Origin of the sequence: Kitasatospora brasiliensis, from assembly GCF_032654805.1 — a bacterium.
GTDB lineage: Bacteria > Actinomycetota > Actinomycetes > Streptomycetales > Streptomycetaceae > Kitasatospora > Kitasatospora brasiliensis.
Window position 1 is genome coordinate 204,773 of the sequence record NZ_JAUOOW010000009.1, and the last position, 18,561, is coordinate 223,333.

Here is an 18,561-nt window from a genome sequence, read left to right on the forward strand (position 1 = left end):
TCACGACCCCTCCAGCGGGGTGACCTCGTCGGGCTGGAAGTAGCGGAAGCGCCCCTGGGCCCGCCACAGGTCGGCGCCCGGGTCGTCCTCCACCGTGACGGCCAGGTGCACCGAGCCGTCGAGGTCGTGCAGCACCGCCTCCACGACGCCGGTGCGCCCGTCCAGGAAGAGGTCCTGGGCGTCGGTGCGCCGCCGTCCGGGGCGCAGCAGCACCCGGCTGCCGGCGCCGACCTCGCGGCCGTCGACCAGCACCCGGTCCCGCTCGGGGTCGACGTCGGGGTCGTTGCCCGGGTCCCACCACGGCTGTTCCCCCTGGCCGGCGGCGTCGCCGGTGATCTCGCGCAGTCCGCGGATCGCCCCGTGCAGCCGTTCGAGCACCTCGGGCGGCATGGACTCGGCCAGGTCGATCACCGCGCCGGCCCGCTCGTCGGTGCCCCGGGCCTCGCGCTTCTCCGCCTCGGTCAGGGCCGCGGTCCGCAGCGCCAGGATCTCGTCGATCTCGGTGGAGTCGTACAGGGTGCCCAGGCTCTCCGGGGCGATCCGCGGATGGTCCTCCAGGATGATCGGCGAGGACAGCACCACCCGGCGCTCGCCGTCCGGGCCGGCCAGCACCGGCCAGGTGCGCTCGTTGCGGCACCGCTCGACGGCCGGGCGGGCCCATTCGGGCGGGTCGGTGACGGACAGGAAGCGGCCGTGCTCCAGGCCGAGCAGCAGGTGGGCGGAGACCAGCGAGCGCGGCAGTGCCTGCTCGCGGCCGGCCTCCCGGGGCGGCACCCACTCGGAGGTGTTCTCCACCTCGGCGGTCAGCCGCTGCGCCAGGTACGGGCCGGGCACCTCCTCGGCCCGCAGCCGGACCAGGCCGTCGACCTGTTCGCGCCGGCGCACCAGCCGGCCGACGACGGCGCCGTCCTCGTGCACCAGCCCGGTCTCCCCGACGCCCGGCAGCCGGAACGCCCGCTGCACTCCCTGGCCCTCCAACTCCTCGACGGGCACCAGGAGTTCGATTCGCTCCTCGACTCCCTCGTCCCACTCGACGAGGTCCCGGTCGGCCAGCTCCAGCCGCTCCACGGACTCGAAGCCGGCCGCGACGGCCCGCTCCACGGTGCGCCGCTGGACCCGCAGGAAGCGCAGCTCGACCGCCAGCACGTCCCCGCCGCGCGCCTCCATCACGCACTCGGTGCGCTGGTGGGAGTGCTCGCCGCCCTGCGCGGTGTACTCGGGCGGCACCAGGACGCCGAACTGCCAGCGCAGCCGGTTCTTGGCCGCCGAGGCCCGGTACGGGTAGAGGACGTAGCCCTCCAGCAGCACCGCGTCGGCGATCTGCCGGGCGGCCGCGAAGCCGCGCTCGATCGCCTCGGGGAAGCCGCTCACCTGGCCCCCTCCCCGATCGCCGCCGCCGCGAGCAGCTCGCGCATCGTCGCCTCCCAGGAGGGCAGCGCCCGCCGGGAGCGGTAGGCCAGCAGTTCGTCCATCAGCTCGTCCGGCAGGCGCAGCCAGCCGCTGTCGGGGAAGTGCCGGTCGATCGCCTCCCGCCAGACCCGCACCGGCATCCGCACCCGGGCCTCCCGGTCCCAGGGCACCGGGCTGACCTGGAAGCCGCCGGGGCCGGCGAAGGCGGTGCCGGAGAAGAGCAGCAGCAGCGGCACCTCGCCGCCGTCCAGCGCCCGGAAGTAGCGGGCCGCGGCCACCTCCTGGTCGTAGGTGCAGGGCACCGCGAGGTCGATCTCGGTCTCGCCGGTGAAGCCGGGCACCAGCAGCGGCACGGTGGCGAACTGGACCGGGTTGAGGGTGGTCGCCCAGCGCTCCCGGCCGCCGAACAGGTCGGTGAGCCGCTCGCCCTCGCCGTCGCCGTACGACCGGCGGGCCGGCTCGATCCGCAGCTGGCACTGGAGGGCGACGGCGTGCACCCGGGTGTCCGGCGCGGCGGTGATCCGCAGCCGGAACACCAGGGTCGGCCCGGCCGCGTACGGGTCGGAGCGCACGCCGACGCAGGCGAAGCCGAGGGCCGTCACGCCGTCACCTCCGCGGGCAGCGGGCGGGCCCGGTCGGCCAGCCGGGCGAAGAACGCGTCGAGTTCGGCCCTGGCCTCGGCGCCGCCGTCGAAGCCGTGCCAGCAGCGCCGCAGCCGGCCGACCAGCTCGTAGCAGACGTCGATCGGCACCAGGTAGCAGGCGACGCGCTCCTCGGTGCGGCGCAGCAGCAGCGCCTCCACGTCCGGTTCCAGGGCGTCGGCCAGCCGGCTGCCGCCGAGGGCGCGCTGCCAGGTGTCCTCGTCCAGCTCGCTCTCGGTGGCGCCGGCCGGGCCGGGGTAGAAGGCGAGCAGCTGGTCCAGCACGGTGTTGCGGAACAGGAAGGCGGTGCCGACCGGGATGCCCAGTGCCGACCAGGCCCGCTGGTCCAACTCGCCCGCCGGGTCGGCGAGGTAGCGGTCCGGCACGGTGCGGTAGCGGCCGCCGGCCGCGCCCGGCTGCTGGAACAGCAGACCGCAGGCGGTGCAGGCGCAGGCCAGGGCGCGCTCCTCGGTGTCCACCAGGTGGCGGTGGCCGGCCGGCAGGTCCCGGCCGCAGAACGCGCACTGCTCGGGGCGCGGCGCGGCGGGTTCGCGCAGCCGGTGCAGCAGGGCCGTGCCGTCGCGGGAGATCCGGCGGGTGTTCATCGCACCTCCGCGGTCTGCGACGGGCGGGTACCGATCTGGAGCAGCTGGGGGGCGCGTTCCAGTTCCACGGCCGTCACCTCGGGGGCGTGGCAGGCGAGGGCGGCCGCGACCTCCTGCTCGCCGCAGCCGCAGCCGCTCACCGTCCGGCGCAGCCGCAGGGTGCCGGTGGCGGGGTCGAAGCCGGCCTTCTCGACCTTCTCGGGCAGGGCGGCCAGCGCCCGGTCGATCCGGGCGGTGAGGTCCTCGGGGTGGAGGTCGTGCAGGAGCAGCAGCCCGGCCACGGCCGGGTCGTCCAGCATCCGCTCCAGCGCGGGCGGGGGCAGCGCCGGGACCATCCTGGCCAGCCCCTGCCCGTAGAACTCCATGATGTCGCGGACGAGTTGCTCACCGGCCCGCTCGGCGTCGGCGCCGCTGCCGGCCAGCTCGTCCAGGGCCTGCTGGATCCGCAGCCCGGTCTGCTCGGCCGTCATGCGGTGAGCCCGCTCAGGCCGGTGGGCACGTGCATGGTCTGGACGGTGCGTCCGCCGCCGACGTACATGTGCACGCCGCAGGGCAGACAGGGGTCGAAGCTGCGCACCGCGCGCATGATGTCGATGCCCTTGAACCGGTCCGGGGGGTTCTCCTCGAAGATCGGGGTGTTCTGCACCGCGTCCTCGTACGGGCCGGGCGTGCCGTAGCTGTCCCGGACGCTGGCGTTCCACGGGGTGGGCGGGTACGGGTGGTAGTTGGCGATCTTGCCGTCGCGGATCACCATGTGGTGCGAGAGCACGCCGCGCACGGCCTCGGTGAAGCCGCAGCCGATCGACTCGTCCGGCACCTCGAAGCGCTCCCAGGTCTGGCTGCGCCCGGCGCGGACCTCCTCCAGTGCCTTCTCGGCGAAGTGCAGGGCGGCGGCGGCCGCGTACGCCTGGAAGTAGGTGCGGGCGCGGTTGCGCTCGATGGCGTTGCTCCACTGCGGGATCTTCCACTCGAAGGTGACCTCGGGCTTGGTCATCGAGCGGGGCAGGTTGATCCTGACGCTGTGGCCGGTGGCCTTGATGTAGCCGATGTCGACCAGTCCGGACAGGGCGGTGGACCACAGGCGGGCGATCGGGCCGCCGCCGGTGTCCAGGGCGAGGTGGTCCTTGCCGTCGAACCAGCGCGGGGACATCACCCAGCTGTACTTGTCGTCGAAGTCGCGCTTCTGCGGGGCGGGGATGGTGTGCTGGTTCCACGGGTGCCGGGGGTCGACGGGGTTGCCCAGCGGGTCGTGGGTGACGAACAGGTCCTTGCCCTGCCAGTCCTCGTAGTAGGAGCTGCCCAGCAGGATGCGGATGCCGAGGTTGATCTCGGTCAGGTCGTTGGTGACGAGCTTGCCGTCCACCACGACGCCGGGGGTGACGAACATCCGCCGGCCCCAGTCCGTCATGTTGCGGTAGGTGAAGTCGCAGTGGTCGGGGTCGTTGAGGCTGCCCCAGCAGCCGAGCAGGACCCGCCGCCGGCCGACCTCCTCGTAGCCGGGCAGCGCCTGGTAGAAGAAGTCGAAGAGGTCGTCGTGCAGCGGCACGACCTTCTTCATGAACTCGACGTAGCGCATCAGCCGGGTCAGGTAGTCGGTGAACAGCTGCACCGTGGCGACGGTGCCGACGCCGCCCGGGTAGAGCGTGGAGGGGTGCACGTGGCGGCCCTCCATCAGGCAGAACATCTCCCGGGTGTAGCGGCTGACCTGGAGGGCCTCGCGGTAGAACTCGCCCTCGATCGGGTTGAGCGCGCGCATGATGTCGGCGATCTTCTTGTACCCGTGCTCCGCGGCGTGCGGGGCCTCGGTGCGCTCGGCCTGTTCCAGCACTCCGGGGTTGGTCTCGCGGACCATCTTCTCGCAGTAGTCGACCCCGACCAGGTTCTCCTGGAAGATGTTGTGGTCGAACATGTACTCGGCGGCCTCGCCGAGGTTGATGATCCACTCGCCGAGGTGCGGGGGCTTCACCCCGTACGCCATGTTCTGGGTGTAGACGGAACAGGTGGCGTGGTTGTCGCCGCAGATCCCGCAGATCCGACTGGTGATGAAGTGGGCGTCGCGCGGGTCCTTGCCGCGCATGAAGACGCTGTAGCCGCGGAAGACCGAGGAGGTGCTGTAGCACTCCGCGACCTTCTTCTGCTTGAAGTCGATCTTCGTGTGGATGCCGAGGCTGCCCACGATCCGGGTGATCGGGTCCCAGGACATCTCGGTCAGGCCGCTGCCGTCGCCGGCCGCCCTCGTGATCGGTGTTGCCATCGTCTCTGTCGTGTCCTTCTCTGATCGGGGGCGGAGGCAGCGGTGACGGGCCGCACACCGGGCGGTGTGCGGCCCTGCGGCGTCACCAGGGCGGGCGGTAGCCCGTGGTCAGGTGGCGGCCGGAGTGGCGCCACTTCGGTTCCTTGTCCAGGGTGTTCAGCGTGATCGCGCGCAGCCGGCGGATCAGCGTGCCGTACGTGCTGCTGGCCGCGGAGGAGAGCCGCGAGCCGGGCGGCGGGTCCATGAAGGGCATGAACTTGTCCGGGAAGCCCGGCATGGTGCAGGCGATGCAGATGCCGCCCACGTTCGGGCAGCCGCCGATGCCGTTGGTCCAACCGCGCTTGGTGACGTTGCACTTGACGACCGGGCCCCAGCAGCCGAGCCGCACCAGGCACTCGGGGGTGCCGTAGTCGGTGGCGAACTGGCCCTGCTCGTAGTAGCCGCCGCGGTCGCAGCCCTCGTGCACGGTGGCGCCGAACAGCCAGGCGGGCCGCAGCTTGTCGTCGAGCGGGATCATCGGCGCGGAGCCGGCCAGCTGGTACAGCAGGTAGGTGAGCGTCTCGGCGAAGTTGTCGGGCTGGATCGGACAGCCCGGCACGCAGACGATCGGCAGCCCGGCCTTCGACTTCCAGTCCCAGCCCAGGTAGTCGGGGACGCCCATCGCGCCGGTCGGGTTGCCGGCCATCGCGTGGATGCCGCCGTACGTGGCGCAGGTGCCGATCGCCACCACGGCGGTCGCCTTGGGGGCGAGCCGGTCCAGCCACTCACTGGTGGTGATCGGCTGGCCGGTGGCCGGGTCGTCGCCGAAGCCGCACCAATAGCCCTCCTTCTTGGTCTTCTCATTGGGGATGGACCCCTCGACGACCAGCACGAACGGCTCGATCTCGCCGCGGTCGGCCTTGAAGAACCACTCGACGAAGTTGTCCGCGCCCTGGACCGGGCCGCACTCGAAGTCGATCAGCGGCCAGTGCACCGCGACCTTCGGCAGGCCGGGCAGCGCGCCGGTGACGATCTCCTCGATGCTCGGCTGCATCGCGGCGGTCAGCGAGACGGAGTCGCCGTCGCAGCTGAGGCCGGCGTTGATCCAGAGGATGTGCACCACGTCGGTGTCGGTGGTCGCAGCTTTGTCCGCTGTTGAGGCTGTTGCAGGTGTTGCAGCACCCATGAGGATGCCTCCTCGGGGATGGGAGCCGGACGAAGTGGCTCAAAAGCCAGTCATAACAACGGTTCGGGCCGCGCGCCGGTCCGCACCGCGCGAACCGGGGCCCGGGGAGGCAAGCCCGATACGGCCGTTCGGGTCATGCCCGGACACCCAGGCCCGTGGTCGCGGGGCGCTTGTGGACGAACGCGGAACGCAGCGCGTGGTACGGCGATTCGGGTGTGAAGAACTGCCGGTGCATCACCGCGAGCTCCTCCTCCCGGTAGGCGTCGAGCGGCTTCGCCCGCTCGTCGGCCTCCCGCGCGGCCTTCTTCGCCGCGATCCGCTGCTGGGTGGTGGGCGAGGCGGCCAGCAGCCCGGCCAGGTGGGCGGTGGCCGGCCCGAACTCCTCCGGCCCGCGGGCGAGCACCCGGTCCACCAGGCCGATCCGCTCGGCGGTGGCCGAGGAGACCGGCAGCGCCTGGCGGGTCAGCCGCTCGGCCGCCGGCCCGCCGACCCGGCGCGGGAGGGTGTACGTCCAGTACTCCGACCCGTACAGGCCCATCAGCCGGTAGTGGGGGTTGAGGACGGAGCCGGCGCGGCACCACACCTCGTCCGCGGCCAGCGCCAGCATCACGCCGCCGGCCGCCGCGTTGCCGCCGACGGCGGAGACCACCAGCCGGTCGGTGGTGGTGAGCACCGCGTCGACCAGTTCGTCCATCGCGGTGATGTTGTCCCAGGACTCGACGGCCGGGTCCGGCGCGGCCTCGATCACGTTGAGGTGGATGCCGTTGGAGAAGAAGTCCCGGCCGCCGCCGAGCATCAGCACCGAGGTCGGGCGGGCGAGGGCGACGCGGTACGCGGCCAGCAGTCGGCGGCAGTGCTCGGTGGACATCGCGCCGCCCGGGAACGAGAAGCGCAGGAAGCCCACCGCGCCCTCCTCCCGGTAGCGGATGTCCGACCAGGGCCGGGGGCCGTCCTCGCCGGGCATCAGCGGCGCCGGCACCTCCGGCAGGGGCGGCAGCAGGGCGCCGAGCGCCGTCACCGCCGGGAGCTTGATGCCCGTACGGCCCTCGGGGGTGCGGTGGCGCAGCTCGGGGATCCACACCGCGCCGTCCACGGTGGCCCGGCACACGGCGCCGGCCCGGGTGGCGAGCAGCTCGCCGGGGCGCCCGCACAGCAGCGGTTCGCGGTGCCCGCCGTGCAGGTACCAGGCGCCGCCGCACAGCTCGTCCAGCACCCCGGGGCGGGAGTCCGCCGCGCGGAGCCTGCGCAGCACCTCCTCGGTCGCGTCCGCCGCCCAGTCGATCCGGCGCTCCTGCTGGCGCAGCACCGGCCGGGTGCGCACCGTCGCGTGCCAGCCGGGGCCGCACTGGCGCTGCGGCTCGTACCCGTTCGAGGCGAAGCGGTCCACGGCGAGCAGCGCGGCCGCCACCGCCGCGTCGGCGACCTCGTTGCGGTAGAGGTCGCTCTTGCCGTACTCCGGCAGCCGGCAGGGCGCCCAGGCCCAGACCGGACCGGCGTCCATCTCCGCCTCGGCCTGGAGCACGGTGACGCCCCACTCGGTGCGGCCCTCCTGGATCGCCCGGTCCAGCGAGGACGGGCCTCGGTCTCCGGGCGGGCCGGGGTGGACGATCAGGCAGGTGAGCCGGGACCAGACGTCCCGCGGGACGGCCGTGCGCAGTATCGGCGCGAGCAGCAGGTCGGGCCGCAGGCGGTTCACCGTATCGCGCAACTCGTCGTCGTCACCGGCCAGTTGGAGGTCAACGGTGTGGCGCCGATCGCGCAGTTCGGCGTGCAGCCGCTGGCTGAGGCTGTTGAACGCGCCGGCCAGGAGAAGAATCCGCATGTCCGCCTCCGGCGGGGTGGGGGTCCGGGAACCCGGTGATCATCCCTGCCACCCCGACGGCCCCCCGGCCGGTCCGGCATGTCGCGCCGCGCGTTCACCCGGGCGGCCGGAGCCGGGCCGGCCCGGGCCGGGCGCCGGACGGGACGTCAGGTACGGCCCGCGTCACCAGGTGGCGTCGCGGGCGCCGGCGATCTGCCGTACGGCGAGCAGCGCGGTGTCGTCGCCCAGCCGGCCCCCGGTGTGCAGGACGACCGCGGCGGCCACCTCGTCGACCAGGAGGCCGGGGGAAGCGGCACCGGGGATCTTCGCCAGCCGCTCCAGGTGGGTGCGCAGCGGGAAGAACGTGCCCACCCGGTCGCGGGCCTCGGTCACCCCGTCGGTGACGATCAGGATCGTCTCGTCCACGTCCAGTCGCAGCCGCCGGACCTCCGGCAGCCCGCCGGACAGCTGGGCCAGCCCGATCGGGGCGCCCTCGCCCGGCGGCAGCTGGCGCAGGCCCGCGGGGCCGAGGACGTACGGGCTGTCGTGGCCGAAGTTGACCACCTCGATCTCCCCCGGCGCGTCGAGCGGGAACCAGATGACCACCGCCGTGGCGAACCGCTCCTCGCGCTCCCCCAGCCGCTCCGCCAGCAGGTTCTGCCGGTGCAGCCGCTCCTCCAGCCAGGAGGCGACGGTGGCCAGGTCGCCCTCGTGGAAGGCGGCCTCGCGGAAGCAGCCGACCAGGGCCGCCGCCGCGGAGACGGCCGGCAGCCCCTTGCCCTGGACGTCGCCGAGGATGACCCGCGCCCCGAACGGCGTGGCCAGCACGTCGTAGAAGTCGCCGCCGACCCGGGCCTCGACGTCCGCCGCCAGGTAGCGCGCCGCCGAGTCCACCCCGCCCCACCCCGGCGGCACCGGGCGCAGCACCACCTGCCGGGTGGTCTCGGCGGTGCCCTGGAGATGGCGGACGTAGGCGGCGGCCCGCGCGCGGAAGATGCTGATCGGCACGGAGAGCAGGGCTCCGGCGATCACCAGCAGGAAGTCCTCCACCCCCTGGGACTTGCTCCAGATGTTGTCCAGGGCCGGATAGGCGGCGATCGTGAGCAGGGCGAACAGCCCGGTGGCGGCCGGCCCGCAGAGCCCGCCGGCCACCACGGGCACCATGACCAGCCAGCTGACGGACGCGAACGAGACCGGGGTGGCCGCGTCCACGCCCACCACCAGCGCCATCACCGCCAGCGGCACCAGCCAGGAGCGGTGGCCGTACCGGATCAGGATCGGCATCCGCTGCCCCGGCTCCTCCACGGAACGCGCCCGCACGCCGTCCCTCCCCTTCTCGCGCCGTCCCCCGCGCGGAGGAGCGGAGGTTGCGGCCCAAGGTACGGTTCCCGGCTCCGGCGGGGGCGGTGCGGCGGCGTGACGGCCGCGGCGCTCGCACGTTCGGCCCAGTCGGGCGGCCACTGCCGGTGCCGGCGCCGCTACCGACAGGCCTCGCGGGGGCTCGCCGCATGCGGCTTTCCGGGTGAGGGGGCAGGGTGGTGTCCTACGGACCTGCCGTCGGGACCATCGGCGCACTCCGTGACCCGGCCGTCGACCGAAGGAGGCGCCATGCGCACCCGGAAGATCCCCCGTCGGAGCCTGGCGCTCGCCGCCGCCCTCGCCGCGCTGCCGACCGTCGCGGTGGCCTCCCCCGCCGTCGCCACCACGCCCGGCGCACCGCCCGTCCGCTTCGTGGAGCTGCCGAGCAGCCCGCTGCCGTCCGACCACGGGCAGCGGACGATCAACGTCACGTACCGCAACGACTCCTCGACGGACCGGACGGTGGCCCCGCAGGTCCTCGTCGAGTCCCCCGCCAACGGCCCCTTCCTCTCCCCGTCGAGCATCCGGCTGGAGGTGCTGGCCCCCGACGGGCACTGGCGGACCCTGCCGCTCGGGAACCAGACCGGCACGCTGTACACCCGGCTCGTCCCGGCGAAGCTCGTCCTGCACGGGCACCACACCCTGAACGAGCAGTACCGGCTCACCGTCATCGGGCGGGCCCCGGCCCAGGGGACGATCGAGCCCCGGGTGGCGCTCTACGCCTGAGCCGGGCCGCCCTCGGGGACGTGGCGGGCCCTCGGATCGCGCCCAGGGCATCCGGGAGCCCGGGGCGACATCGGCGCCCAGCGGTGCGGGGGCCTGCTGCCGGTGTGAGGTCAGGTCCGTTTGAAGAACTCCACCTCCGCGAGGGCGACGGCGCGGCCGGGCCCGGTGCCGGCGGCCTCGCGGACGGTGAGCTTCACCTGGGTGACGTCGCTGAGCCCGGTCGGCACGGTCTGCGGGCCCGGCCGGTCGTCGAGCGTGACCTGCTGCCGGTGGACCTCGCCGTCCTTCGCCGTGACCTCCAAGGCGAGGACGGTGGGGCGGGCCTGCTGCCGGAACTGCTCCGGATCCGGGGAGGCGCCGGTGTGGACGATCAGGTCCACCAGCCGGAACGGGGTGCGGAAGGAGAAGGTGACGGAGTCCCCGACCGCGGGCGCTCCCCAGTAGGTGTTGCTGAGCCCGTCGTCGGCCGCGGTCGCCGGATGGCCCTCGACGGCGGCGCTCGCCGAGGTGGCGGCGGGGGTGATCGGCGCGGTGTTGCCGAGCTTGTCCAGGACGTCCTGGAAGGCGTCCCGGCCGGCCGGGTAGAGCAGGATTCCGGCGACCACGACGGCGATCAGCACCAGCAGGGCGATGGTGCGGCGCAGCGCGTTGCCCGAGCCGCCGATCCGCACCCGGCGACGAAACGGCCGACGGATGCGCCACCAGGGCGGCTTCGGCGGAGCCGCGGTGGCGGTCAGCGGGGCGGCGCAGCGACGGCAGAACTTCCGCTCGGGCAGGTTGGGCGTGCCGCAGCGGGGGCAGGGCGGGCCGTCCTGGGGCTCGGCGGCCTCGGTCGGCCGGCTGACGGGGCGGGGTGCGACGGGCTTGGCGGGCTGGACGGCCACCGGGTCGCTCTGCGGCTCGGGGGCTTCGGTGGGCTCTGCGGGCTCGGGGGCGGGGGCCGGGACGGAGGCTTCGGGGGCGGCTGCTTGGGGGGCGGGCGGCTGCTCCGCCGGGGCCTTGTCCTCGGTCTTGGACACCTCCTCGGCCCTCGCGGGTCCGGCCGCCGGGCCCTGCGACCAGCCGAGGTAGGCGCCGCAGTTGCCGCAGAAGTCGTCCCCCTCCTTGTTGGCCGTCCCGCATTCGGGGCACACCGGCATCCCTCAGCCCTCCGCTCGCCCGGGTGGGCCGGGCAGGATCTCCACCCGGCAGGTCAGCTGGACCGGACAGCCCGCCGTGACGACGGACCGCACCCGGCCTTCGTCCGGTGCCGCTCCGCGCAGCGGCCAGACCCGGACCAGCACCTCGCCGCTCGGCGCGGGCGGCAGCGCGGCAGCGGGGTCGGTGGACCAGGAGGCGCCGCCGCCGTCCACGATCTCGGCGCCGGCCCCGAGCACCAGCCGCAGCCGCTCGGTGAGGCCGTGTCGGGTGCCGCGCCAGCGGTGCAGTTCCACCGCGCGTTCGACCACCGCGCGGCGGACCTCCACCGGCCAGTCCGGGTCGAGCTCCACCGCGACCCAGGAGGCCAGCCAGTCGAGGAAGTCGGGTGGCGCGAGGCCGGGCCGGAAGTAGGCGGGCAGGTTGTCCAGGGTGGCGAAGACCGGGGCGAGGACGGTGTCCAGGCCGGCGGTGAACCGCTGGGCGAGGTCGTCGTCGGCGAACAGGGCGGGCAGCAGCCCGCCGATCGGGTGCGGGCTGGGCAGCCCGGGTACCGCCGCACGGGTCATGACGCACCTGCGGTGACCACGACCTGGTGCTGGTGGGAGAAGACCAGGGCGTCCGGTGGCACCTCGACCCGTTCGGCGGGTGCGCCCCGGCGCCCGGTGATCGGGTCCGCCGGGAAGAGCCGCAGCTCCTCGACCCCCGCGACGGCGGCCACCCGCTGGAGCACCGCAAACACCTCCCCGTACTGCACGGCCCGGCCGAACGGCCACCCGGTGCCGTCCGCTCCGCCGCGCAGCGGGTTGAGGTGGCGGTACAGCGCGGCGAGCGCCTCCTCGCGAACCCGGTCCGGGTCGGCGGCGCGGGTGGTCAGCCGGGCGACCACCGTCACGCCCTGGTAGGCGGGGGGCTGGACGAGCAGCCGGGTGCCGATCAGCCGCCGCTCGTCGAGGGCGGTCGCGACGGCGGCGAGCACCTGCTCGTCGGGGATCAGCTGCTCGAAGCGCAGCCGGTCGCCCTCGTCCGCGACCGCGTCGGGCACCACCAGCACCCGGACCGCACCGGGATCCCCGGCGCCCGCGGGCAGGCAGCTGATCCGGGCGGCGGACGGCGCGGCCTGGCGGGCGATCAGCTCGAAGTCCCCCGCGGTGACGGCGCGTTCCTGGAGGCGCAGCTGGTGCGGGGCGCGGGCCTTGGCGTTGTCCACGGTCTCGCCGTCGACCCCGCCCCGCGCCGCCTCCCGGTTGTCCACCCGGGCGATGTAGGGGACGGAGCTGCGCAGCACCGTGACGGTGCCTCGGGCGACGTTGCCCGCGAGCCCGCCGCCGGTGCGGTAGTGCGGCACGCGCAGCCGGGCGCCCTTGGGCGGGACGGCGCCGAAGGCGCGCAGGCTGCCGTCGGGTTCGCGGACGGCGGGCGGGAAGAGGAACTCCCCGGTGGTCGCGTCCAGCACCACGTGCCGGTCGGCGGGCGAGGACTCGCCGAAGTGCTCGACCAGCGTCCAGCGCTCCCAGCCGTCCCCGGCGGCGACCTCGACCACCGGGGGCTCACCGTCCAGCAGCACCGGTGGCCGGGCCAGCCGGAAGCGCTGGCCGGCGACGCCCTCCGAGGTGCCGAGCTGCGCGTCGAGGACGGTCCGGGCGTGGACGGCGGTCGTGGTGCCGCCGACCGTGAACACCTCGGCCCGGCGGATGGTGGGCGACTCGGAGTAGAACGGCTGGCCCGGCCGCGGCTCGGTGACCCGGCAGCGCAGCCAGCCGGCTCGCCGGCCGGTGACCACCGAGGCGGTGTGCCCGGCGGGCACGAACACCACCACCTCGCCGGGCCGGTTGAGGCCGCCGGTGGTGTCGCTGCCGGTCTCGCAGCCGATCCAGCGCGCGCCGTCCCAGACCTCCCAGGCCAGCGGCGGCTGGCGCGGGTCGACGCCGACGCCCTCCACCCGGCTGTCCAGCCGGACGGTCAGGATGCAGCGCGGCACCACGGCCGGCAGGGCGAGGAGCAGGGCGTCCCCGGCGGCCGGGCGCGGCTGGAAGCAGGGCACGTCCGCGCCGTCGGCCAGCCGGGCGGTGGCGTCGACGTGCTCGCCGGAGGCGGTGACGGTGACCAGCCGCTCCAGCGAGCTGGGCACGATCGGCAGGTCCTCGGCGGTGGAGAAGACCACCGCGTCGTCGGTCTCGGTGCGCAGCGTGGAGACCTCGGTGCCCGCCCGCAGCAGGACCGTCTCGGGCTGCGGGGCGGAAAGCCAGAAGTCGACCTCGGCCCGGGCCGCGGCGGGCGGGAAGAGCCGGATGCCCAGCAGGTCGAGGAAGGCGGCGTAGTTCTTCTCCGGCACCCGGTTCAGCCGGTAGAGCAGCTGGTCCACCAGGTAGGCGAAGGTCTCGATCAGGGTGACGCCGGGGTCGGAGACGTTGTGGTCGGTCCACTCCGGGGCGCGCTGCTGGACGTACCGCTTGGCCTCGTCGACGAGCTGCTGGAAGCGGCGGTCGTCCAGGTTCGGGGAGGGCAGGGCCATCAGCGCCCGCCCCCGTCCGCGGCCGCCGGGTGCTCCGGGATGGTGTAGAAGGGGAAGACCAGGTTGCGGCGGTCGTTGGTGGCCCGCACGGTGTAGTGGACGTCGATGTAGAGGGTGCCCTCCTCGACGCTGTCGAAGGCGATCACGACGTCCTCGACCTCGATCCGCGGCTCCCAGCGCTCCAGGGCGATGCGCACCTCGCGGGCGATCCGCCCGGCGGTGGTGCTGTCGCCCGGGGCGAAGACGTACTCGTGGATGCCGCAGCCGAATTCGGGGCGCATCGGCCGCTCGCCGGGGGCGGTGCCGAGGATCAGCCGGATCGCCTCCGCGAGTTCCCGGTCGCGCTCCACCATGCCGATGCCGCCGGTGGCGTTGACCCGCAGCGGGAAGGCCCAGCCGCGGCCGATGAAGCTTCCGCTCATGCGCCCGCCTCGCTTCGCTCGGCAGGGGCATTCGCCCACGCGCACCTCCTGATGATGAGCTCGCTGCGCTCGCTCATGCCGCGCCTCCGATCAGCACGTTGAACGCGCCGGTGGTGATGGTGGCGCCGCAGGTCGTCTTGTCGCCCATCCGGGCGGCGGGCAGGCCGCCGATCAGGACCACTCCCCCGGTCACCGTGCCGAGTTCGGGCTCGACGAGGTTGGCGGGGCCCATCTCCACGTGGGGGACGCAGGCGTGGATGCTGCCGACCACGGCGGCGGGGCGACCGCCGATCAGTACGGTCGCCACCTTGAGGGCGCCCGGCGGCGGGGTGGTGAGGGCGCCGCCGTGGTCGGTGAGGTCGCCGGTCCGGGCTGCGGGGGGCATCTGCGGTCTCCGTTTCCGAGTGTTTCCTGGGCGATGGTTTTGACGCTTCACCAGTCAGTGACGCTTCGTCAGTTGATCCGCACGAAGGCTCCCTTGAGCACCGCCTCGGCCCCGCCGTCCACGGTGACCGCCGCCGTCCCCCGTACGGTGACCGATCCGCCGCGCACGTCGACCGTCCCGGTGCCGGCGTCCAGGGTGATGCCGGACGGGGAGAGCCGTACCGTACTGCCGGCCGTGCCGCCGAGGCCGTGGACGGTCAGCACGATCTCGCCGCGCCGCTGGTCCAGACTGACCTCCAACGTCCCGTCGCCGCTGGCCAGCCGGACGCCGGACGTGCCGCCCGGCACGTCCAGCAGCTCCAGCCGGTGGCCCGAACGGGACACCACGGAACGGCGGTTGACCTTCCCGGCGGCCGCGTCGACCAGCGGCACGTCATGCGGGGAGGGCCGGTCCACGCCGTTGTAGAGCCCCCCGAGCACATAGGGGCTGTCCAGGTCCCCCTGCTCGAAGCCGACCAGCACCTCGTCGTTGACCTCGGGGCTGACCACACCGCCGCCCCCGGCGCCGCCCCACTGCACGGTGCGCACCCAGTCGGAGACGTAACTGTCGTCCAGCCAGGGGAACATGAGCTTCACCCAGCCGCGCTGCCCGCCGCCCGGCTCGCGGACGTCGGTGACCACGGCGACGGCCAGGCCGGGCATCCGCGGCCCGCGCGGCGGGGCGTTGCCGCCGGTGACCAGCCCGGCGAGCGAACGGTCGGGGGCGGCGCTGACCACCACGGTGGTGCGGTAGCCGCGGAACGGTTCGAGCAGGTGGCGCACCCCGGTGGCGGTGTAGCGGCCGGAGAAGGCGGCGCCGACGTTGCCCAGGGCGACGGCGGTGCCCGCCCGCAGCCGCGGGTTGCCCTCCGCGACGGCCTCCAGCTCCCCGAAGCCGGCGGCCACCGAGGCGGCCAGCGACCGGGCCGCGGCGGCGGCCTGCGCCTGGGTGCGGTACGGGGTGTCGGCGACCGTCAGCCGGGCCCGGCCGGGCAGCGCCGGGGAGCCCATCCCCGGCTGCACGGTCCGGGAGGCCACGGCCGGCTCGGTGGCCACCAGGGCGCTCTTGGTGGTGACGTTCCAGCCGCGCGCCTCCACGGTGTCCGCGCCGCCGGCGCCGGTCAGCACCCCGCGCAGCTCCAGCAGGTTGCGGCCGTACTCCAGCACCAGCGGGTTGCGCGGCGCGGGGGTGGAAGGGTCCGGCGCGCCGGAGGCGGCCTCGGGGCTGACGAACTCCAGCCTCCCGTCGTCGTCCACCCGCACCTGGGCGCCGCTCTCCTGGGCCAGGAACTGGAGGAACTCCCAGTCCGGGACGTTCGCCTGGGAGAGCTGCTGGTGGACCACCGGGAAGGAGTCGATCCTCCCGCAGGTCAGCCCGGCGCCCGTGGCGACCTCGCGGACGATGTCGGCGGTCGTCATGTTGCGGAAGGCCTTGACCCGGCGCCCGCGCATCAGCCGGTGGGTGACCGCCGAGGCCCGCACCACGGTGTACGAGCCGGTGGCGTCCACCTCCAGCTCCAGCGCCGTCACCTCGCCGGTGAACAGCCGCGCCCGGGTGTTCCCCTGGACGGTCACCACGGACACCCGCAGCGGGGTGCCGATGGTGATCCCGGTGGCGGCGAGGAAGGCGTGGTTCGCGTCCCGGAAGGACAGCACCGCGGTGTCGGGCAGGCCGACGCTCTCCTCGACGTCGCAGGACACCAGTTGGGCGGCCCAGATCGGCGGCAGCGGGCCGGGCGCCTCCACGACGGGATCGGCGGCGAAGGAGCGGCCGCCGCGGGCCTCGGGCGTGGTCACGACCGCCCGCCCGAGGTCACTTCGTCGACCGCCGGCACGATCAGCTCCGCGCCCGGGAGCAGCGCCAGCGGATCGTCGATGTCGTTGGCCTCCGCGATGGCGCGCCAGGCGGTGGCGTCCCCGTACGCCCGCCAGGCCAGCAGCGGCAGGCTGTCGCCCGCGACCACCCGGTGGGTGCTGCGGGCCTCCGGCGAGCCGGAGGTCGGGTTCTGGCCGGCCGGGTCGACGCTCGCCTCGTCGATGGTGAGCGAGCAGGTCGCCCGCAGCGGGTTCCCGTCGACGTCGAAGAGCGTGTAGGTGACCGAGAGCCCGGTCAGCACCCCGTTGAACGAGGTGGTCTTCAGGGTGCCCCAGTCCAGCCGGATCCACGGGCTGGCCGGCGTCTTGCGGGCCAGGCTGGTCGGGGTGGGCACGCACGCCGTCATCAGCTGCTCCACCGCCCGCTCCACCGAGTTGTCATGGGTCGCGGTCGAGTCCAGGAACACGTCGAGCGAGAGCGAACGCGGGCCGCTGCCGACGAACTCGGGCAGCGCGCTCTCGCCCGCCATCCGGGACGGGGTGCGCCGCCACTCGCTGGTCTTGCGCAGCACCAGGGTCGCCGGGTTGAACTGGAGCGGAAGGCGGGCGAGCGCGCCGCCGGGCTGGGCGCCGACCGTCGCCGGTGGTTCCATGATGGTCAGTTGGGCCCGGGTGACGCTCGCGGGGACCGCTGGGGACATCCTGGTGCTCCTTCCGGTGGCTCGGGCGGTTGGGGGTGAGCGGGAACGCGGTCAGGACGGGCGCAGGCCCGCGTGGGCGATCTCCAGGGTCTCCATCGCCGCCTGGGAGTTGGCGGGGTCGAAGGACGGGCCCTCCCAGCGCACCGGGACGATCCCGAGCACCTGCCAGCCGACGATCCGGCCGAGGTCCGGCCGCAACGCCACGATCTCGCCGTCCTTCGGCTCGACCTTGCGGACGATCTCGGCCAGCCAGCGGGTGATCTTGGCGCTGTCCGAGGTGACCGCGCGGGTCAGCGTGATGTTGGACCAGGTGATGCGGCCGGGCAGCTGCCAGGCGAAGCCGTTGTTGCCGCCCTCCGCGTACTGCTCGATCTCCACCTGGGCTCCGAGGCCGGAGCAGGTGGTGAACTCGCCCAGGTCGTTGCCGCCGATGGTCAGGCTGAAGAACACACTGGACGCGAAGATGGTGTCGGTCATCGGTTCCGTTCCCTGCTTCCTCTGGTTCCCGTTCAGCGGCGCATGTCGTACGGCCTGCCGCTGCGCTCCCGGCCCCTGCGCAGTTCGGTGCGCAGCAGGCGGCCGACCGGTTCGACCAGGCGCCGGGCCAGTTCGTCGAGGTCGGCGGGGCCGGTCGGCGCCGTTTCGGGGGGCTTCGCGGGGTTTGCGGCGGGGTGGGGTGACGGGGCGCGTTGCACCGTGGTGGGCGGGCGCGCCGGTACGGCGGTCAGCGGCACCCCGGTCAGGCCCGCTTGCTCGGCCACTCGTTGCAGCAGCCGCGCGGTGCCGGGTGCGGGAGCGGGCGAGGTGGTCGGGACGTGCCGTGGCGTGGCGGGTGCGGAGGCGCCGGCGGGCGGCTGGGCCGGGGACGGCTGCGGGGGCCGGGTCGTGGCCGGGAGGCGCTGGACCGGTGGGGCCGCCACGGGCCTGAGCCGGACGACCGGCGGGCGCGGGGCGGGGGTTCCTCCGGAAGAGGGGCTCGCTGCGGACCTCGGCGCGGCGGCACGTTGCACAGCGGCCGCCGCACCGGAAGAACGGCCCGACAGCGCTGGGCCGCCTCCCGCCGCGCTCGGCACCAGCGTTCGGGAGCGGCCGGGCGCGCCCTGCGATCGGTCCGTAGACCCGGCCTCGTTCGGAGCCGCGTTTGGCAGAGCCGGGCTCGCCTGCGCCGGCGGATGGTCGGCCGCTATCCGACCATCCGGCCGGTCCACCGAGCGCCGGGAGAACGCACGCCGCACACCACCCGACACCCCACGCGACGCCGGTGCGCCCTGCGAGCGGCCCGGCTTCACCGGACCTCCCGCCGTGTCCGGCATCGCCGTTCGGGGGCCGCCGGGCGAGCCCTGCCATTCGTCCGCAGAGCCGACTGCTTTCGGAGCGGAGCCTGGCAGCCCCGGACTCGCTTGCACTGACGGCCGGCCGACCACCGTCCGCTCATCCGGCCGGGGCGCCAAGCGCCGGGACATTGCACGCCGCACAGCCGCGACCATCCCGCGCGACGCCCCCGAACCGGACGAGCGACCTGGTGGCACAGCCGCCCCCGGGGAGCGGAGCTGTCGCGAGATTGCCTGCGCGGCGACGACGGCATGG

Annotated in this window: 18 protein-coding genes; 1 reads left to right on the plus strand and 17 read right to left on the minus strand. The window is 74.4% G+C overall.

The genetic code is table 11. The annotated features are described in order from the left end of the window. The 8 genes from QWJ13_RS31125 to QWJ13_RS31160 form a co-directional block, all read right to left on the minus strand. Nucleotides 1-1,371, minus strand: a complete 1,371-nt coding sequence (locus QWJ13_RS31125) for a hypothetical protein (RefSeq protein ID WP_316528734.1) — start codon at nucleotides 1,369-1,371, stop codon at nucleotides 1-3. After that, nucleotides 1,368-2,012 (minus strand): DUF6084 family protein, encoded by a 645-nt coding sequence (locus QWJ13_RS31130; RefSeq protein ID WP_316528735.1) that lies wholly within the window; start codon nucleotides 2,010-2,012, stop codon nucleotides 1,368-1,370. The genes QWJ13_RS31125 and QWJ13_RS31130 overlap by 4 nt, the downstream gene beginning before the upstream one ends. Continuing rightward, nucleotides 2,009-2,656, minus strand: a complete 648-nt coding sequence (locus tag QWJ13_RS31135) for a DUF5947 family protein (protein WP_316528736.1) — start codon at nucleotides 2,654-2,656, stop codon at nucleotides 2,009-2,011. The genes QWJ13_RS31130 and QWJ13_RS31135 overlap by 4 nt, the downstream gene beginning before the upstream one ends. Beyond that, a complete protein-coding gene (locus tag QWJ13_RS31140; RefSeq protein WP_316528737.1) occupies nucleotides 2,653-3,126 on the minus strand; it encodes a thioredoxin in 474 nt (157 codons plus the stop codon). The genes QWJ13_RS31135 and QWJ13_RS31140 overlap by 4 nt, the downstream gene beginning before the upstream one ends. After that, a complete protein-coding gene (locus QWJ13_RS31145; protein WP_316528738.1) occupies nucleotides 3,123-4,910 on the minus strand; it encodes a nickel-dependent hydrogenase large subunit in 1,788 nt (595 codons plus the stop codon). Before QWJ13_RS31145 ends, QWJ13_RS31140 begins: the two co-directional genes overlap by 4 nt. Before the next feature lie 82 nt (nucleotides 4,911-4,992). Beyond that, nucleotides 4,993-6,075 (minus strand): NADH-quinone oxidoreductase subunit B family protein, encoded by a 1,083-nt coding sequence (locus tag QWJ13_RS31150; RefSeq protein WP_316528739.1) that lies wholly within the window; start codon nucleotides 6,073-6,075, stop codon nucleotides 4,993-4,995. Between the two features lie 133 nt (nucleotides 6,076-6,208). Continuing rightward, nucleotides 6,209-7,897 carry an enoyl-CoA hydratase-related protein gene (locus QWJ13_RS31155; RefSeq protein ID WP_316528741.1) on the minus strand — a complete coding sequence of 563 codons (1,689 nt, stop codon included), beginning with the start codon at nucleotides 7,895-7,897 and terminating at the stop codon, nucleotides 6,209-6,211. A gap of 162 nt (nucleotides 7,898-8,059) precedes the next feature. After that, the gene (locus tag QWJ13_RS31160) at nucleotides 8,060-9,160 is read right to left on the minus strand and encodes a PP2C family protein-serine/threonine phosphatase (RefSeq protein WP_316528743.1); all 1,101 of its coding nucleotides are present in this window, start codon (nucleotides 9,158-9,160) and stop codon (nucleotides 8,060-8,062) included. A 324-nt stretch (nucleotides 9,161-9,484) separates the two neighbouring features. On the opposite strand from QWJ13_RS31160, the gene QWJ13_RS31165 reads away from it, so the two are divergent. Then, complete coding sequence (locus QWJ13_RS31165) at nucleotides 9,485-9,961, plus strand: signal peptide protein (protein WP_316528745.1); 477 nt, start codon at nucleotides 9,485-9,487, stop codon at nucleotides 9,959-9,961. A 110-nt stretch (nucleotides 9,962-10,071) separates the two neighbouring features. On the opposite strand, the gene QWJ13_RS31170 is transcribed toward QWJ13_RS31165, so the two are convergent. From QWJ13_RS31170 to QWJ13_RS31210, 9 genes are all read right to left on the minus strand, one after another. Next, a complete protein-coding gene (locus tag QWJ13_RS31170) occupies nucleotides 10,072-11,100 on the minus strand; it encodes a zinc ribbon domain-containing protein (protein ID WP_316528747.1) in 1,029 nt (342 codons plus the stop codon). A gap of 3 nt (nucleotides 11,101-11,103) precedes the next feature. Continuing rightward, on the minus strand, nucleotides 11,104-11,667 hold the full coding sequence (locus QWJ13_RS31175) for a phage tail protein (RefSeq protein WP_316528748.1): 564 nt from the start codon (nucleotides 11,665-11,667) through the stop codon (nucleotides 11,104-11,106). Continuing rightward, complete coding sequence (locus QWJ13_RS31180) at nucleotides 11,664-13,613, minus strand: putative baseplate assembly protein (protein ID WP_316528750.1); 1,950 nt, start codon at nucleotides 13,611-13,613, stop codon at nucleotides 11,664-11,666. Before QWJ13_RS31180 ends, QWJ13_RS31175 begins: the two co-directional genes overlap by 4 nt. Then, complete coding sequence (locus QWJ13_RS31185; RefSeq protein ID WP_316528752.1) at nucleotides 13,613-14,035, minus strand: GPW/gp25 family protein; 423 nt, start codon at nucleotides 14,033-14,035, stop codon at nucleotides 13,613-13,615. The genes QWJ13_RS31180 and QWJ13_RS31185 overlap by 1 nt, the downstream gene beginning before the upstream one ends. A gap of 73 nt (nucleotides 14,036-14,108) precedes the next feature. After that, nucleotides 14,109-14,420, minus strand: a complete 312-nt coding sequence (locus tag QWJ13_RS31190) for a PAAR domain-containing protein (RefSeq protein ID WP_316528754.1) — start codon at nucleotides 14,418-14,420, stop codon at nucleotides 14,109-14,111. A gap of 68 nt (nucleotides 14,421-14,488) precedes the next feature. Then, complete coding sequence (locus tag QWJ13_RS31195; RefSeq protein WP_316528755.1) at nucleotides 14,489-16,255, minus strand: VgrG-related protein; 1,767 nt, start codon at nucleotides 16,253-16,255, stop codon at nucleotides 14,489-14,491. Further along, nucleotides 16,252-16,974, minus strand: a complete 723-nt coding sequence (locus QWJ13_RS31200) for a CIS tube protein (protein WP_316528756.1) — start codon at nucleotides 16,972-16,974, stop codon at nucleotides 16,252-16,254. Before QWJ13_RS31200 ends, QWJ13_RS31195 begins: the two co-directional genes overlap by 4 nt. Nucleotides 16,975-17,025: 51 nt before the next feature. After that, a complete protein-coding gene (locus tag QWJ13_RS31205) occupies nucleotides 17,026-17,451 on the minus strand; it encodes a phage tail protein (protein ID WP_316528758.1) in 426 nt (141 codons plus the stop codon). 32 nt (nucleotides 17,452-17,483) lie between these two features. Then, entirely contained in the window at nucleotides 17,484-17,894 is a 411-nt protein-coding gene (locus QWJ13_RS31210; RefSeq protein WP_316528760.1) for a hypothetical protein, read from the minus strand. Nucleotides 17,895-18,561 lie beyond the last annotated feature (667 nt).

What these genes read in the sequence shown, in the direction of transcription:
- QWJ13_RS31175 (WP_316528748.1), bottom strand. Translation starts at nt 11,667, where the DNA reads ATGACCCGTGCGGCGGTACCCGGGCTGCCCAGCCCGCACCCGATCGGC.
- QWJ13_RS31155 (WP_316528741.1), bottom strand. Translation starts at nt 7,897, where the DNA reads ATGCGGATTCTTCTCCTGGCCGGCGCGTTCAACAGCCTCAGCCAGCGG.
- QWJ13_RS31205 (WP_316528758.1), bottom strand. Translation starts at nt 17,451, where the DNA reads ATGACCGACACCATCTTCGCGTCCAGTGTGTTCTTCAGCCTGACCATC.
- QWJ13_RS31170 (WP_316528747.1), bottom strand. Translation starts at nt 11,100, where the DNA reads ATGCCGGTGTGCCCCGAATGCGGGACGGCCAACAAGGAGGGGGACGAC.
- QWJ13_RS31150 (WP_316528739.1), bottom strand. Translation starts at nt 6,075, where the DNA reads ATGGGTGCTGCAACACCTGCAACAGCCTCAACAGCGGACAAAGCTGCG.
- QWJ13_RS31200 (WP_316528756.1), bottom strand. Translation starts at nt 16,974, where the DNA reads ATGTCCCCAGCGGTCCCCGCGAGCGTCACCCGGGCCCAACTGACCATC.
- QWJ13_RS31165 (WP_316528745.1), top strand. Translation starts at nt 9,485, where the DNA reads ATGCGCACCCGGAAGATCCCCCGTCGGAGCCTGGCGCTCGCCGCCGCC.
- QWJ13_RS31190 (WP_316528754.1), bottom strand. Translation starts at nt 14,420, where the DNA reads ATGCCCCCCGCAGCCCGGACCGGCGACCTCACCGACCACGGCGGCGCC.
- QWJ13_RS31145 (WP_316528738.1), bottom strand. Translation starts at nt 4,910, where the DNA reads ATGGCAACACCGATCACGAGGGCGGCCGGCGACGGCAGCGGCCTGACC.
- QWJ13_RS31180 (WP_316528750.1), bottom strand. Translation starts at nt 13,613, where the DNA reads ATGGCCCTGCCCTCCCCGAACCTGGACGACCGCCGCTTCCAGCAGCTC.
- QWJ13_RS31185 (WP_316528752.1), bottom strand. Translation starts at nt 14,035, where the DNA reads ATGAGCGGAAGCTTCATCGGCCGCGGCTGGGCCTTCCCGCTGCGGGTC.
- QWJ13_RS31135 (WP_316528736.1), bottom strand. Translation starts at nt 2,656, where the DNA reads ATGAACACCCGCCGGATCTCCCGCGACGGCACGGCCCTGCTGCACCGG.
- QWJ13_RS31140 (WP_316528737.1), bottom strand. Translation starts at nt 3,126, where the DNA reads ATGACGGCCGAGCAGACCGGGCTGCGGATCCAGCAGGCCCTGGACGAG.
- QWJ13_RS31160 (WP_316528743.1), bottom strand. Translation starts at nt 9,160, where the DNA reads ATGCCGATCCTGATCCGGTACGGCCACCGCTCCTGGCTGGTGCCGCTG.